Raw genomic sequence first — 16,005 nt, forward strand, 5'->3', positions numbered from 1 at the left:
CACAGGGCCACAGGGCCACAGGGCCACAGGGCCACAGGGCCACAGGGCCACAGGGCCACAGGGCCACAGGGCCACAGGGCCACAGGGCCACAGGGCCACAGGGCGAACGAACGCTCGGACACCTGGCTACGGGTTGGGGGCGCCGCCCCTGGCCCGGCCCGACCTGGGCCCGTCCTGCGCCAGGGGCAGCGACCGGGTGCACGCACCGCTGCGTGGCCGCCGCCATCGTCAGACCGGAAGGTTCCGCCACTGCCACGGCGAGGTGCCCGCTCCGGCGGGAGCACCGGTCGGCGCGGCCCGGGCCACGGGCACCGACCGGATCCGCGCTCCCCCACGTGCCCACACCGCCACCCGCCGACGGGCCGAAAGATCCCGTCGCTGCCGCAGCGACGCGACCGCTCCCGGCAAGAGCGCCGACCGGCACGACGGCGCCCCGGACCGGACCGGCGGCGCGACCGCCCCCTAGCAGGACCGCCGGCCGATCCGATGACGTGGCAGCCCGGCCCGGCCCAGGGGCGCCGACCGGATCCGCACTCCCCCGCGTGCCGTCGTACGCGGTCGGGCGCGCCGGTTGCGCCGTCCATCCGGCACCGCCGCGCCTCCGGCTCGTGCCACGTGCGCGGCACGCCGCAGCGGCCCCGGACTCACTCCCACGGCCGCTACGGCGTGCCGTCGCAGCGCCGGCCGCCCGCGCACATCGCCCACCGGCCCGGTCCCGGCTCCCCTCACTTGCCGCCGCGGCGGCGCCGTTCCTCCTCGTCGCGCCGGCCCAGGAGCTCGTCCGCCAGGGTCGGGGCGTCGTCGTCCGCCGGCTCCTCGGCCCAGCCGGGGCGGCGGCGGGCCGTCTGGTCGCCGTGCACCGCGGGCAGCTCGCGCGTGCGCTCGCTGTCCGACTCGGCGGGGGCCTGCCGCGGGCCGTCGTCCTCCGGGCGGAACAGCCACGTCGGCACCCGGTCCGCCGGATCCTCGGGCCGCTCCACGCGCGCGGGCGCGGCCGGTGCCGCGGGCCGGACGGGCGGCAGCACGGCGTTCTCGTCCTCGGCCGCCGGCCGTACAGGCGGCAGCACCGCCGTCTCGTCCTCGGCCGCGGGCCGGGCGGGAGGCTGCGGGAGGACCGCGGTCTCCTCGGAGTCCGCCGCGCCGCCGGCCCGCTCCCCCTCCGTGCCCCAGGTGATGCGCCGGGGCGCGACAGGCGGCACGGCGGGCACGGGCGGCAGCACGGCCGTCTCGTCACCCGCGCCGGACGGCGGCTCCGCGCCGGACGGCGGCTCCGCCTCCGGGCGGGGCTCGACCCGCGGCCGCTCGACGGTCGGGGTCAGATCCGCCTCGCGCGGGTCGGGTCGGCGGGCGGCACGCGTGCCGTCCGCGTCAGCGGAACCCGGCTTGCGCAGGGACGGCCTCTGCACCGTCTCCGCCTCCGACCCGCCCTGAACCCGCGGGTCCGGCCGGCGGACAGCCGGCCGTTCCACCGTCGGCGCCTCATCAGCGGCAGGCGCGGCAGGCGCGGCCGCCGCAGCCGCGGCCGCCGCGACCCGGGCCTCCTCCGCGCGCAGCAGGGCCTCCTCCGCCTTGCGCTGCTTCTCCAGGCGCCGCTCTGCCGCCTCGGCGCGCAGCCGGGCCTCTTCCTCGGCCCGCTTGCGGAGGCGTTCCTGCTCGGCGGCGCGCGTCCGCTCCTCGGCCTCGACGCGCTTGCGCTCCTCCTCCGCCTTGCGCTGTGCCTCTTCGGCCCGCTGCCGGGCCTCCTCGGCGAGGCGCGCCTCCTCGCGCTGCCGGGCCTCTTCCAGCTCCCGGCGCTTGCGCTCCTCCTCCTCGGCCCGCAGCTTGGCGAGCTGTGCCTGGCGCTCGCGCTCCAGCCGCTCCTCCTCCGCCTTGCGGGCGGCTTCCTCCTCGGCCTTGCGGCGGGCCTCTTCGGCGGCGGCCTTGCGGGCCTGCTCGCGGGCCTCGATCTCGGCGGCGGAGAGCGGGAGGAGCTGGTCGAGCCGGTGGCGCACGACGGTGGAGACGGCCTCCGGCTCCTGGCCGGCGTCGACGACGAGGTAGCGGGTGGGGTCGGCGGCGGCCAGGGTCAGGAACCCGGCCCGGACCCGCTGGTGGAACTCGGCCGGCTCGGACTCCAGCCGGTCGGGCGCCTCGGTGAACCGTTCCCGCGCGGTCTCGGGCGAGACGTCGAGCAGCACCGTCAGGTGGGGGACGAGCCCGTCCGTGGCCCACCGCGAGATCCGGGCGATCTCGGTCGGCGAGAGGTCGCGCCCGGCGCCCTGGTAGGCGACGGAGGAGTCGATGTAGCGGTCGGTGATGACGACGGCGCCGCGCGCCAGGGCGGGCCGGACGACGGAGTCGACGTGCTCGGCGCGGTCGGCCGCGTAGAGCAGGGCCTCGGCGCGGTCGGACAGACCGGCGGAGGAGACGTCGAGGAGGATGGCCCGCAGCCGCTTGCCGATGGGGGTGGCGCCGGGCTCGCGGGTGACGACGACCTCGTGGCCCTTGGCACGGATCCAGTCGGCGACGGCCTGGACCTGGGTGGACTTGCCGGCCCCGTCACCGCCCTCGAAGGCGATGAAGAAGCCGGTGGCGGAGGGCGCCTGGTCGGGGTCGCCACCGCGCAGGACGTCCATGAGGTCGCGGCGGAACGGTACGCCGTGCCGGTCGTCGGTCTTGCCGAGGACGAGCGCCCCGACGGGCAGCAGCAGCGCGCCGACGAGCATCAGCGTGAACGCCGCGCCGCCGTGCGAGAAGACGAAGCTGCCGTTCTCCATCCGGTGCGGCCCGATGGCCCCGGCGAGCAGCGGGGCGACGACCGCGCCCAGCGCCGCAGTGACCCGGACGACGGCGTGCAGGTGCTCGGTGGTGCGGGCCCTGCGGGTTTCTTCGGTCTCCTGGTCGAGCAGGGAGTGCCCGGTGTTGGCGGCGATGCCGGCGCAGACGCCCGCGAGGAGGATGAGCAGCAGCACCGTCGTCGGGTCGGGCACCAGGCCGGCCGCGAGGAGCGCGAGGCCGGTGACAGCCAGGGCCAGGGCGAGCAAGCGGCGGCGGGAGAAGCCGGGCAGCACCTTCCGGGCGCTGCGGATGCCGATGACCGGGCCGCCGGCGAGCGCGAGCACGAGCAGCCCGAAGGCCACCGGGCCGCCGCCGAGGTCCACGGCCTGGAGCGTGGCGACGCCGACGGCTGCGGCGATGGCTCCCGCGACGGCCGCGCAGGCCAGGACGAGGACGGGGATCGCTCCGGTGCGGCCGGTGTCGGGGCCCTGGGCGGTCCGAGGGCGGCGCAGGCCCTCCAGCGGGGAGCGCGCCCGGGGGGACTGCGTGTTCGGGAGCGCGCTCGGGTAGAGGATCGCGACGGAGGTCGCGAAGAGCGCGGCCGCGAGGAAGGCGCCCATGGCGGTCTGGTGCGTGTGGAACCAGTCGATGCCGGAGCCGAGCACGTTGCTGACGAGGGTGATGGCGACGAGCGCGGCCGCCGCGACGGGCAGGGCGACGAAGTTCGTGCGCAGGGAGAGGCGGCGCAGGGCGTCGTAGTGGTCGGGCAGCGGCCGTACGGCGGTGCCCTCGGCCGGCGGGGCGGGCAGCAGCGCGGGGGCCGCGCCGTCCTTGGCGACGGTCCAGAAGCGTTCGGCGACGCCCATGACGAACGCCGAGACGAGCAGGAGGGCCAGGGCCCGGCTCTCGGTCCAGTCGATCCACAGGGGGGCGACGGCGAGCAGGGCGAGGCGTACGCCGTCCGCGCCGATCATCGTCCAGCGGCGGTCGAGCGGTCCGCCGGGCGCGATGAGCGAGGACAGCGGGCCGAGCAGGACGGCGCCGAAGAGGAAGGTGGCGAGCAGCCGCGCCCCGAGGACCGCGGCGACCGCGAGGGCGGCACCGCGATAGCCCCCTCCGAAGGAGCCCGCCGCGACCGCCGCCTGCAGGGCGAGCGGCAGGAGGACGAGGAGGGCGAGGCAGTCGCCCACCCCGCCGGCGAACTGGGCTCTCCACAGCCGCCGGAGCGGTGGGATGCGCAGGAGGGCCCGGACGGCGCGCTCGCGGGAGTCCGCGGCTAGGGCGCCTGAGGTGGGGGTCTCCACGGTTGGCTGCTCGGCTCGCGTCATCCTGCCAGCCTATCCGGAGTGGCAGGACCCCAACCGCCTCTCCGAACACGCGTGCGGGGAGCATGAGCGGAGGGCGGTGGGCCGGATCCCGGCCCACCGCCCTCCGCTCACGTCACCGCGCGGCGCGACTACTCGGCCGGAGCCGCCGCCGTCTTCTTCGCCGCGGCCGTCTTCTTGGCGGTCGTGGTCTTCTTGGCCGCCGTGGTCTTCTTCGCGGCGGTCTTCTTGGCGGCCGTGGCCTTGGTGGCCGTCTTCTTGGCGGTCGCCTTCTTGGCCGTGGCCTTCTTCGCCGGTGCCTTCTTCGCGGTCTTCTTGGCGGGGCCCTTGGCCCGCTTCTCCGCGAGCAGCTCGTAGCCGCGCTCCGGCGTGATCGTCTCGACGTCGTCGTCACGGCGCAGGGTGGCGTTGGTCTCGCCGTCCGTGACGTACGGGCCGAAGCGGCCGTCCTTGACGACGACCGGGCGCTCGCTGACCGGGTCGGTGCCCAGCTCCTTCAGCGGCGGCTTGGCCGCGGCCCGCCCGCGCTGCTTGGGCTGCGCGTAGATGGCGAGGGCCTCGTCGAGGGTGATCGTGAAGAGCTGGTCCTCGGTCTCCAGGGACCGCGAGTCCGTGCCCTTCTTCAGGTATGGGCCGTAGCGGCCGTTCTGGGCGGTGATCTCCACGCCTTCGGCGTCCTTGCCGACGACGCGCGGCAGCGACATCAGCTTCAGGGCGTCGTCGAGGGTGACCGTGTCGAGGGCCATCGACTTGAAGAGGGAGGCGGTGCGCGGCTTGACCGCGTTCTTGCCAGTCTTCGGGGTGCCCTCGGGGAGGACCTCGGTGACGTAGGGGCCGTAGCGGCCGTCCCGGGCGATGACCGGGTTCCCGCTGACGGGGTCGGTGCCGAGCTCGAAGTCGCCGCTGGGCTTGGCGAGCAGTTCCTCGGCGTGCTCGACGGTCAGCTCGTCGGGCGGCAGGTCGTCGGGGACGTCGGCGCGCTGGTGGCCCTCGGAGTCCTTCTCGCCGCGCTCGACGTAGGGGCCGTAGCGGCCGACGCGCAGCACGATGCCGTCGCCGACGGGGAAGGAGGACACCTCGCGGGCGTCGATCGCGCCGAGGTCGGTGACGAGCTCCTTGAGGCCGCCGAGGTGGTCGCCGTCGCCGTTGCCGGCGTCGGCGGCGCCGCCCGCGACGCCCTCGGAGCCCTCGCCGAAGTAGAAGCGGCGCAGCCACGGCACGGCCTGGGCCTCGCCGCGGGCGATGCGGTCGAGGTCCTCCTCCATGGAGGCGGTGAAGTCGTAGTCGACGAGCCGGCCGAAGTGCTTCTCCAGCAGGTTCACGACGGCGAAGGACAGGAACGACGGGACGAGCGCCGTGCCCTTCTTGAAGACGTAGCCGCGGTCGAGGATGGTGCCGATGATCGACGCGTAGGTCGACGGGCGGCCGATCTCGCGCTCTTCGAGCTCCTTGACCAGCGAGGCTTCGGTGTAGCGGGCCGGGGGCTTGGTGGCGTGACCGTCGGCCGTGATCTCCTCGGCGGTCAGCGCGTCGCCCTCGGTGACCTGGGGGAGGCGGCGCTCACGGTCGTCGAGCTCGGCGTTGGGGTCGTCGGCGCCTTCGACGTACGCCTTCATGAAGCCGTGGAAGGTGATCGTCTTGCCGGAGGCGCTGAACTCGGCGTCCCGGCCGTCGGCCGACCGGCCGGCGATCTTCACGGTGACGGAGTTGCCGACCGCGTCCTTCATCTGGGAGGCGACGGTCCGCTTCCAGATCAGCTCGTAGAGGCGGAACTGGTCACCGCTCAGCCCGGTCTCGGCGGGGGTGCGGAAACGATCACCCGAGGGGCGGATCGCCTCGTGCGCCTCCTGGGCGTTCTTGACCTTGCCGGCGTACGTGCGCGGCTTGTCCGGCAGGTAGTCGGCGCCGTAGAGCTGGGTCACCTGGGCCCGCGCGGCCTGCACGGCCGTCTCGGACAGCGTGGTGGAGTCCGTACGCATATAGGTGATGAAGCCGTTTTCGTACAGCTTCTGGGCCACCTGCATGGTCGCCTTCGCGCCGAAGCCCAGCTTGCGCGAGGCTTCCTGCTGGAGCGTGGTGGTGCGGAACGGCGCGTACGGGGAGCGGCGGTAGGGCTTGGACTCGACGGACCGCACCGCGAAGGAGGTCTCGGCGAGGGCCGCGGCCAGCGCGCGGGCATTCGCCTCGTCCAGGTGGAGGACGGGCGAGCCGTCCTTGATCACACCGGTCGAGCCGAAGTCCCGGCCCTGGGCGACGCGGCGGCCGTCGACGGCGCTGAGCCGGGCGGCGAACGTCGAGGGGTCGGAGGCGTCGCCGCCGCGGCCCGTCGCAAAAGTGCCGGTGAGGTCCCAGTACTCGGCGGAGCGGAAGGCGATGCGCTCGCGCTCCCGCTCGACGACGAGGCGCGTGGCGACGGACTGCACCCGGCCGGCCGACAGCCGGGGCATGACCTTCTTCCACAGGACCGGCGAGACCTCGTAGCCGTAGAGGCGGTCGAGGATGCGGCGGGTCTCCTGGGCGTCGACGAGCTTCTTGTTCAGCTCGCGGGGGTTGGCGACGGCCTCGCGGATCGCGTCCTTGGTGATCTCGTGGAAGACCATCCGGCGGACGGGGACCTTGGGCTTGAGGACTTCCTGGAGGTGCCAGGCGATGGCCTCGCCCTCGCGGTCCTCATCGGTGGCGAGGAAGAGCTCGTCGGACTCAGCCAGCAGCTCCTTGAGCTTCTTGACCTGGTCCTTCTTGTCGTGGTTGACGACATAGATGGGCTGGAAGTCGGCGTCGACGTTCACGCCGAGCCGGGCCCAGGACTCGCCCTTGTACTTGGCCGGGACCTCGGCGGCCCCGTTCGGCAGGTCACGGATGTGCCCGACGCTCGCCTCGACGACGTATCCGGGGCCGAGGTAGCCCTTGATCGTCTTCGCCTTGGCAGGCGACTCGACGATGACGAGTCGGCGGCCGCCCTGTGCGGTCTCGCTGGTCGGGGACAACTTCGCTCTTCTTCCGGTCGGCACTCGGTGTAGGCGCTGCGGTGACGCTGCGGAGTGTGACGGTACATCCCGCCCCCGTGTCAAACGGAAAAAGCCCGCAACGCCACTCGAACGGTAACCCGACAAGCGTCCTGTCTGCCGCCCGGACCGGCAGACCGCCGGGGTGGCGGGCCCGCCGGGGCACCGCGCGGCCCGTATCGGGCCACGCGCGCAGGGTGACGAGAACCCGCCCCCCGTCAGTCGGTCACGGGGGTGAGGAATCCCTGTTCCACCAGGAGCCTGATCGCCTCCGGGGTGCGGTCGCGCAGCAGCACCGCGTCCTCCCCCACGAGCTGGGCGATCGCGTCCAGGATGCGGCCGGCGCTGAGAGAGCCGTCACACACGCCGGCGAAGCCCGCGCCGACGGTGTCGACCTTCGTGGCCCGCCGCATTCCGCGGTTCTGCCGCAGGATGACGTGCTCGGGGTCCTCCGCGCCGGGCAGCCCGACCTGCTCCTGGACGACCTCGTCGGCCAGCCGGAAACGGGCGGCGAGCAGCGCGGCGTCGTCGTGCGAGCGCAGGAAGTCCTGTCGCTCGAAATGACCCCGAACGGAGGTACCGAGCGGCTGCTCCACGGGGTGCGGCCACTCCTCCGCCGTGACGGACGGCTGTTCGGATCCCGATTTGCGCAGCGTGATCCAGCCAAATCCGACGCCCTTGGTCTTGCGGGCCTCGAACTCCTCCAGCCACGCGTCGTAGCGCGCCGCGTACGCGGCCGGGTCGCCGCGGTGGTCACCGGCGTCGCGCAGCCACAGCTCGGCGTACTGGGCCACGTCCTGGACCTCGCGCTGGACGATCCACGCGTCGCAGCCGCGCGGCACCCAGGAGGACAGCCGCTCCCGCCAGTCCTCGCCCTCGACGTGCTGCCAGTTCGCGAGCAGCTGGAGGTAGCCGCCGTCGTTGAGCCGGTCCGCCGACTGCTGTACGAGGGTGCGACACAGGTCGTCGCCGCCCATACCGCCGTCGCGGTAGGTCAGCCGGGCGCCGGGCGAGATGACGAAGGGCGGGTTGGAGACGATGAGGTCGAAGGTGTCGTGCGCGACCGGCTCGAAGAGCGAGCCCTCGCGCAGGTCGGCCTCGGGCGCCCCGGAGAGGGCGAGCGTCAGGCGGGTGAAGTGCAGGGCGCGCGGGTTGAGGTCGGTGGCGGTGACCCGGGTGGCGTGCCGGGAGGCGTGCAGGGCCTGGATACCGGAGCCGGTGCCGAGGTCCAGGGCGCTGTCGACGGGGGTACGGACGGTGATCCCGGCGAGCGTCGTGGAGGCACCGCCGACCCCGAGGACCAGCTGCGAGCGCTCCACCCCCGCCGGGCCGCCGGAGCCCCCGGCGATGCCGCCCGCGCCGCCGACGGCGCAACCGAGGTCGGAGACGATCCACCAGTCCTCGCCGTCCGGGCCGCTGTAGGGGCGGACGTCCACGCTCGCGCGCACCTCGTCGCCGTCCCGGAGCAGCCAGCCGTCGGCGAGGCAGTCCGCCAGGGGCAGCGCGGCGGCGGCCGGCCCCTGGGCGACGGGCCGCTGCAGCAGGAAGAGGCGGACCAGCGTCTCCAGCGGGCCGTCGCCCCGGGTGGCGCGCAGCGCGGGGACGGTCTCGCTGCGGGCGAGGGCGGCGTAGGCGGGGGCGCCGAGCAGGTCGAGGAGGCCGTCGGCCGTGAAGGCGGCGGCGAGCAGGGCGTCGCGCAGTCGGGCGGTGCGGGCGCGGTCGGCGGTGGGAAGGAGCGTACTCACCGCTCCATTGTCGGGGGCGCCACCGCCGAATGGCGAAAGCCGGGCGCCACGCCGGACGGGCCTTCCAGCCCGTCCGGCGATTGAGGACGCGCCCGCAGGGCGCTCACCCCCGCAGGCGGCAACGACGGCCCGCAGGGCGCGGACCCGCTAGACCTTGGACGTGGACGGTGCTCCCGCGTCCTTCTTGCAGCCGGGCTGCCGGTTCATCGCCTGGCCGACGTCGCCGGACTGCAGCTTCTTCAGCGCCTCGTCGCTCCGGCTGCTGAGCTTGCCGATGTCCCCGCCGATGGCCTTGAGGCCCTCGGCGAACTTGGCCTTGTCGCCGGTGTCCAGGCCGTCCATGCGCTTCTTGAGCCCGGAGTACGCCGCGGAGAGGTCGTTGAGCGCCTTGACGGCGTTCTTCTGGCTGGTCTCGCCGTCCTTGACGGGCGGCGCCCCGGCGTCCTCCACGGCCTTGCCCAGCGCCTTGTACGCGTCGGCGTTGGCCTGGAAGGCCGCCGAGTCGGTCTGCTGGACCTTCTTGGAGTCCTCCTCGGTCTGGACGCCGGCGATCGAGTGATTGGCGTCCTGGATCTTCTTCACCTGCGGCTGCATCTGGTCGCAGACCTTCTTGGCCCAGTCGTCGAGCTTCTTGTTGCCGTCGTCGTCGCCGCTGCAGCCCGTCAGCGCCAGGACAAGTGCCGCACCGCCGGACAGTGCAGCCACAAGCTTCTTGTTCACCGGATCGGTCCCTTCGATGGCTCTCGGCCCCGGAACTTACACGTCCAGGCGGTATCGCCTCCGAGCCGAGTGCCCTGTACGCCCCTTTTTAGAGCCATTTGCACCAAGAGGGGCGTGGCGTTCGCCGCATCCGGAACGGGCCGGCGGGCCCGCACACCGGCAGCGGGCGACGCGCCGTCGCGCGCCGCCCGCACCCCTTCCTGACACGTGCTCAGCACCGCTCGGGACCGCCCCCGATGCTCCTGCGGGCGGCTCCCACAGCCCGCGGCCGGCTCAGGAGACCACGGCCGGGTCCACCGGCTGGGCCGGTTTCCCGGCGCTCTCGCCGTCACCGTCCATGGCGACGCCGCGCCGCTTGGAGACGTACACGGCGGCGACGATGACGACGATGGCGAGCACCGCGATCCCGGCCCGCAGGCCCGCGTTGGCATCGTCGCCGTAGGAAAATTTGACCACTGCCGGCGCGATCAGCAGGGCGACCAGGTTCATCACCTTCAGCAGCGGGTTGATGGCCGGCCCGGCGGTGTCCTTGAACGGGTCGCCGACCGTGTCACCGATGACGGTCGCGGCGTGCGCCTCGCTGCCCTTGCCGCCGTGGTGGCCGTCCTCCACCAGCTTCTTGGCGTTGTCCCAGGCGCCACCGGAGTTGGCCAGGAAGACGGCCATCAGGGTGCCGGTGCCGATCGCGCCCGCGAGGTAGGAGCCGAGCGCGCCGACCCCGAGCGAGAAGCCCACCGCGATCGGCGCCATGACGGCCAGCAGCCCGGGCGTGGCGAGTTCGCGCAGGGCGTCCTTGGTGCAGATGTCCACCACCCGCCCGTACTCCGGCTTTTCGGTGTAGTCCATGATCCCGGGGTGCTCGCGGAACTGCCGCCGCACCTCGTAGACCACCGCGCCCGCCGACCGCGACACCGCGTTGATCGCCAGCCCCGAGAACAGGAACACGACCGCGGCCCCGAGGATCAGCCCGACCAGGTTGTTGGGCTGGGAGATGTCCAGGCTCAGGCCCAGTTCGCCGGATTTCGCGTGCACGTCCTCGACGGCCGTGGCTATCGCGTCGCGGTACGAGCCGAACAGCGCCGCCGCGGCGAGCACCGCCGTGGCGATGGCGATCCCCTTGGTGATCGCCTTGGTGGTGTTGCCCACGGCGTCGAGGTCGGTGAGCACCTGCGCGCCCGCACCCTCGACGTCACCGGACATCTCGGCGATGCCCTGGGCGTTGTCGGAGACCGGCCCGAAGGTGTCCATGGCAACGATGACGCCGACCGTGGTCAGCAGGCCCGTCCCGGCGAGGGCGACGGCGAACAGCGCGAGCATGACCGACGTGCCGCCGAGCAGGAACGCCCCGTAGACGCTCAGGCCGATGAGCACCGCCGAGTACACGGCCGACTCCAGGCCGATGGAGATACCGGCCAGGACGACGGTCGCGGGACCGGTCAGCGAGGACTTGCCGATGTCCCGCACGGGCCGGCGGTTGGTCTCGGTGAAGTAGCCCGTGAGCTGCTGGATGAGCGCGGCCAGGACGATGCCGATGGCCACGGCGACCAGCGCGAGGACCCGCGGGTCACCGTCGTGGCCCCTGATCGCCGCGTCACCGATGCCCTTCAATTCCCCGTACGTCGACGGCAGGTACACGAACACCGCCCCCGCCACGAGGACGAGCGAGATGACGGCCGAGAGGAAGAAACCCCGGTTGATGGCGGTCATCCCGCTGCGGTCGCTGCGCCGCGGCGCCACGGCGAAGATGCCGATCATCGCCGTCACCACGCCGATGGCGGGCACGAGCAACGGGAAGGCCAGCCCGGCGTCCCCGAAGGCGACCTTGCCGAGGATCAGCGCGGCGACGAGAGTCACGGCGTACGACTCGAAGAGGTCGGCGGCCATGCCCGCGCAGTCGCCGACGTTGTCGCCCACATTGTCGGCGATGGTGGCGGCGTTGCGCGGGTCGTCCTCGGGGATGCCCTGTTCCACCTTGCCGACCAGGTCGGCGCCGACGTCGGCGGCCTTGGTGAAGATGCCGCCGCCGACCCTCATGAACATCGCGATCAGCGCCGCGCCGAGCCCGAAGCCCTCCAGCACCTTGGGCGCGTCGGCCGCATAGACCAGGACCACGCAGGAGGCGCCCAGCAGGCCGAGCCCGACCGTGCACATGCCGACGACCCCGCCTGTCCGGAAGGCGATCTTCATGGCCTGGTGGGAGACGTCCGTCAGATCCTTCCGCGGCGAGCCCTCGGCCGGCGTGGCCTCACGCGCGGCCGCGGCGACCCGCACATTGCTGCGCACCGCGAGCCACATGCCGATATAGCCGGTGGCCGCGGAGAACAGGGCGCCGATCAAGAAGAAGACCGAACGCCCGATGCGCTGCGACCAGTTGTCGGCCGGCAACAGCATGAGCAGGAAGAACACGACCACGGCGAATACACCGAGCGTGCGCATCTGCCGGGCGAGATAGGCATTCGCGCCTTCCTGCACCGCCGCGGCGATCTCTTTCATGCGCTGGGTGCCCTCACCTGCCGCGAGGACCTGCCGTACGAGTGCCACGGCGACCACGAGCGCCGCCAGCGCGACAATTGCGATCACCATCACCAGTGTGCGATTGCCCCGGGTCAGCTCGGCCGCGAGATTCTGAGTGAAGTCCACCTGTTCAGGGGTAAGGGGCCCCGCCATTCGTCCTCCTTGACGTTTGGCACATGGGCGCGCGGCCGGACCGCGACCGCGGGACAGCCGCCACGCTCAGGCGTCCTGAGCTCAAGATGGACGGATTGTAGGGAGCATGGCGAGATCAAAACAGAGCGCCCCCACGGGAATTGGACCGCGCCGGTGAAGATCGGGTGATTGATCCGCCGGATAAACGATCTCGGGGCAAGATCCGAAAGCAAAGATCGCCAGATGGAGATCGGAAAAGGGCCCGCGGCGCGCGCTATACCGGGAATTACGACACCGGTCCGGAGCGGGTTCCACGCCGGCCACAGTTACGACGAAACGGGGGCACCCCGCTACGACAATGTGATGACGCCGGACTACGGCAGTACGGCTGCCGCTGTCGTCGGCCAGCTCATACGGATCAGACCGCCGTGCTCGTCCGCGGTCACCTCGACGTCGTCGACCAGACCGCTGATCACGGCGAGACCCATGTCGTCCTCACCGTCTGCGCCGTCGTCCTGCGCGGGGACGACGGGACCGAAACCGGTCGGCGCACCGGGCGTGGCGGAGCTGTCGACGTGGGTGGCGTGCGGCGCGTCGTCACCGACCTCGATGGAGAACTTCTTCTCGTCCTCGATCAGCACGACCCGGACGGGGCTGGGTACCTCATGGCTGATGTGCAGGCCGACCGCCCGTGAGCACGCCTCGCCCACGGCGAGCCGGAGCTCGTCCAGCACGGCCTCGTCGACCCCGGCCCGGCGCGCCACCGCGGCCGCCACCAGACGGGCGGTGCGGACATGCTCGGGAAGGGCACTGAAAAGCAGTTCGACGGTGGCCATGCCATCCCCCTCGGTCATACGTGCCCTCTTCTGGAAAAGGGCGGACTCGCGAGGGGGCCGGGCTCCTCAGCCCGGTACCCCCCGCGTGGCAGTCTTCCGGCGACGACCTCAGTCGGTCGCCTGCACCGCGTCCTCGACCGAGGTGTGAATCGGGAACACCTTGGTCAGGCCGGTGATACGGAAAATCTTCAGAATGCGCTCCTGGTTGCAGACCAGGCGCAGTGAGCCCTCATGGGCGCGCACTCGCTTGAGGCCGCCGACCAGCACGCCGAGCCCGGTGGAGTCGAGGAAGTCGACGCCCTCCATGTCCACGACGAGGTGGTAGCTGCCGTCGTTGACAAGCTCGACCAACTGCTCACGCAGCTTGGGCGCGGTGTACACATCAATCTCGCCACCGACCCGGACAACCGTACGGTCGCCTACGGTCTCGGTCGACAGGGACAGGTCCACGGATCCTCCAGCACCTTGCATCGAGCGGTCGCCCCCCATGGATCGGCAGCCGCGATGGCATTCAATCACTTACCGGCAGGCGCGCACGACGCCTTGGCGCCATTGTCCGTCACGCCGGTGACACACTCGGTGTCGATGGCCAACGATCAACTCCCGCCGGAGGCGGGCATACATCCCGCTCCCCGGACGGTCCTCGACCGAATCACCGCCGGGGCCGATCGGGCTGCACGCATCACTCATACGGAGCACTTGCCCCCGCGCCCGGGACGTCATGCCCCCTGGCCGGAGAAGATCCGGCCGGAAGTCGTCGACGCGATCCGCGCGGCCGGTATCGAGCGGCCGTGGGCGCACCAGGCGCTCACGGCGGAGCACGCGCTGCGCGGCGAGTCGGTGGTGGTGGCCACGGGCACCGCCTCCGGCAAGTCCCTCGCGTATCTCGCCCCGGTCCTGAGCGCCCTGCTGGACGGCTCGAACGCCCCGAACGGCCGTGGGGCGACCGCCCTGTACCTGGCCCCCACCAAGGCCCTGGCGGCCGATCAGCGGCGCGCCGTGCGCGCCCTGGCCGGGCCGCTGGGCAAGGGCGTCCGGGCCGCCGTCTACGACGGCGACACGCCCGTGGAGGAGCGGGAGTGGGTGCGCCAGTACGCCAATTACGCGCTCACCAACCCGGACATGCTCCACCGCTCCATCCTGCCCTCCCACCCCAAGTGGTCCTCCTTCCTGCGCGCCCTGCGCTATGTGGTCATCGACGAGTGCCACACCTACCGCGGCGTGTTCGGCTCGCACGTCGCCCAGGTGCTGCGCCGGCTCCGGCGCGTCTGCGCCCGTTACGGCTCGGATCCGGTCTTCCTCCTCGCCTCGGCCACCGTCTCCGACCCGGCCACCGCCGCCTCCCGGCTCACCGGGGTGCCGGTGGCGGAGATCACGGACGACGCCTCCCCGCGCGGCGAGCTGGTCTTCGCCCTCTGGGAGCCGCCGCTGACCGAGCTGCACGGCGAGAAGGGCGCCCCCGTGCGCAGGACGGCGACCGCCGAGACCGCGGACCTCCTCACCGATCTCGTGGTCCAGGGCGTCCGCACCGTCGCGTTCGTCCGCTCCCGGCGCGGCGCCGAGCTCGTCGCCCTGATCGCCCAGGAGCGGCTGGCCGCCGTGGACCGGTCGCTGCCCTCCCGCGTAGCCGCCTACCGGGGCGGCTACCTCCCCGAGGAGCGCCGCGCCATCGAGCGCGCCCTGCACTCGGGCGAGCTGCTGGGCCTGTCCGCCACCAGCGCCCTGGAACTCGGCGTGGACGTCGCCGGCCTCGACGCCGTCCTCCTGACCGGCTACCCCGGCACCCGGGCCTCCCTGTGGCAGCAGGCCGGCCGCGCCGGCCGCACGGGCCGGGGCGCCCTCGCCGTCCTCGTCGCCCGGGACGACCCGCTGGACACCTACCTCGTCCACCACCCGGAGGCCCTCTTCCGGCAGCCGGTGGAATCCACCGTCCTCGACCCCGACAACCCCTACGTCCTCGCCCCCCACCTGTGCGCCGCGGCCGCCGAGCTACCGCTCACCGAAGCCGACCTGCCCTTGTTCGGCCCCGAGACCCCCGGACTCCTCTCCCAGCTGGAGGACCGCAAGCTGCTCCGCCGGCGCGCCGCCGCCTGGCACTGGACCCGCCGCGAGCGCGCCGCCGACCTGACCGACATCCGGGGCGGCGGCGGGCGGCCCGTCCAGATCGTCGAGGAGGGCACCGGGCGGCTGCTGGGCACCGTGGACGCGGCCGCGGCCCACACCACCGTCCACGAGGGCGCGGTCCACCTCCACCAGGGCCTTACCTACCTCGTCCGCCACCTCGACCTGGACGACAACGCCGCCCTGGTCGAGCGGGCCGACCCGCCCTATTCGACGACGGCCCGGGACACCACGGCCATCTCCATCCTGGAGACCACCGCCGAGGTCCCCTGGGGGGACGCGCGGCTGTGCTTCGGCTCCGTCGAGGTCACCAACCAGGTCGTCTCCTTCCTCCGCCGCCGGCTCATCAGCGGCGAGGTCCTCGGCGAGTCCAAGCTGGACCTGCCGCCCCGTACCCTGCGCACCCGCGCCGTGTGGTGGACGGTCACCGAGGACCAGCTCGACGACGCCCGGATCCACCCCGAGGCCCTCGGCGGCGCCCTCCACGCCGCGGAACACGCTTCCATCGGCATGCTGCCGCTCTTCGCCACCTGCGACCGCTGGGACATCGGCGGCGTCTCCGTCCCCCTCCACCCCGACACGCTCCTGCCCACCGTCTTCGTCTACGACGGCCACTCCGGGGGTGCCGGCTTCGCCGAACGCGCCTTCCACACCGCGGCCCGCTGGCTCACCGCCACCCGGGAGGCGATCGCCTCCTGCGAGTGCGCGTCCGGCTGCCCGTCCTGCGTGCAGTCCCCCAAGTGCGGCAACGGCAACGACCCCCTCGACAAAAAAGCCGCCATCCGCCTCCTGACCCGCCTCCTGGCCGACGCCCCCGCCGTCCCCGCCGTCCCCGGAGAAGAGCCGTAGA

General features: G+C 73.0%; 8 protein-coding genes. 1 reads left to right on the top strand and 7 read right to left on the bottom strand.

Annotated elements, in window-relative coordinates; translation table 11 throughout:
* Positions 1-725: 725 nt before the first annotated feature.
* The 7 genes from tmk to bldG form a co-directional block, all read right to left on the bottom strand.
* On the bottom strand, positions 726-4,085 hold the full coding sequence (tmk, locus tag ABZ951_RS07240; protein WP_344089449.1) for a dTMP kinase: 3,360 nt from the start codon (positions 4,083-4,085) through the stop codon (positions 726-728).
* 128 nt (positions 4,086-4,213) lie between these two features.
* Complete coding sequence (gene topA, locus ABZ951_RS07245) at positions 4,214-7,069, bottom strand: type I DNA topoisomerase (RefSeq protein ID WP_344089448.1); 2,856 nt, start codon at positions 7,067-7,069, stop codon at positions 4,214-4,216.
* Positions 7,070-7,305: 236 nt separating this feature from the next.
* On the bottom strand, positions 7,306-8,832 hold the full coding sequence (locus tag ABZ951_RS07250) for a methyltransferase (protein ID WP_344089447.1): 1,527 nt from the start codon (positions 8,830-8,832) through the stop codon (positions 7,306-7,308).
* A 147-nt stretch (positions 8,833-8,979) separates the two neighbouring features.
* Positions 8,980-9,552, bottom strand: a complete 573-nt coding sequence (locus ABZ951_RS07255; protein ID WP_344089446.1) for a small secreted protein — start codon at positions 9,550-9,552, stop codon at positions 8,980-8,982.
* A 273-nt stretch (positions 9,553-9,825) separates the two neighbouring features.
* Positions 9,826-12,219 carry a sodium-translocating pyrophosphatase gene (locus ABZ951_RS07260; protein WP_344089445.1) on the bottom strand — a complete coding sequence of 798 codons (2,394 nt, stop codon included), beginning with the start codon at positions 12,217-12,219 and terminating at the stop codon, positions 9,826-9,828.
* Positions 12,220-12,572: 353 nt separating this feature from the next.
* Positions 12,573-13,034 (bottom strand): ATP-binding protein, encoded by a 462-nt coding sequence (locus ABZ951_RS07265; protein WP_344089470.1) that lies wholly within the window; start codon positions 13,032-13,034, stop codon positions 12,573-12,575.
* 108 nt (positions 13,035-13,142) lie between these two features.
* Positions 13,143-13,484 carry an anti-sigma factor antagonist BldG gene (gene bldG / locus ABZ951_RS07270; protein WP_030367299.1) on the bottom strand — a complete coding sequence of 114 codons (342 nt, stop codon included), beginning with the start codon at positions 13,482-13,484 and terminating at the stop codon, positions 13,143-13,145.
* Positions 13,485-13,538: 54 nt separating this feature from the next.
* Here bldG and ABZ951_RS07275 point away from each other — a divergent pair, with 54 nt between their 5' ends.
* The gene (locus tag ABZ951_RS07275; protein WP_344089444.1) at positions 13,539-16,004 is read left to right on the top strand and encodes a DEAD/DEAH box helicase; all 2,466 of its coding nucleotides are present in this window, start codon (positions 13,539-13,541) and stop codon (positions 16,002-16,004) included.
* Position 16,005: the final 1 nt, after the last annotated feature.

This window comes from Streptomyces sp. NPDC046215 (assembly GCF_040646215.1).
Lineage (GTDB): Bacteria > Actinomycetota > Actinomycetes > Streptomycetales > Streptomycetaceae > Streptomyces > Streptomyces stramineus.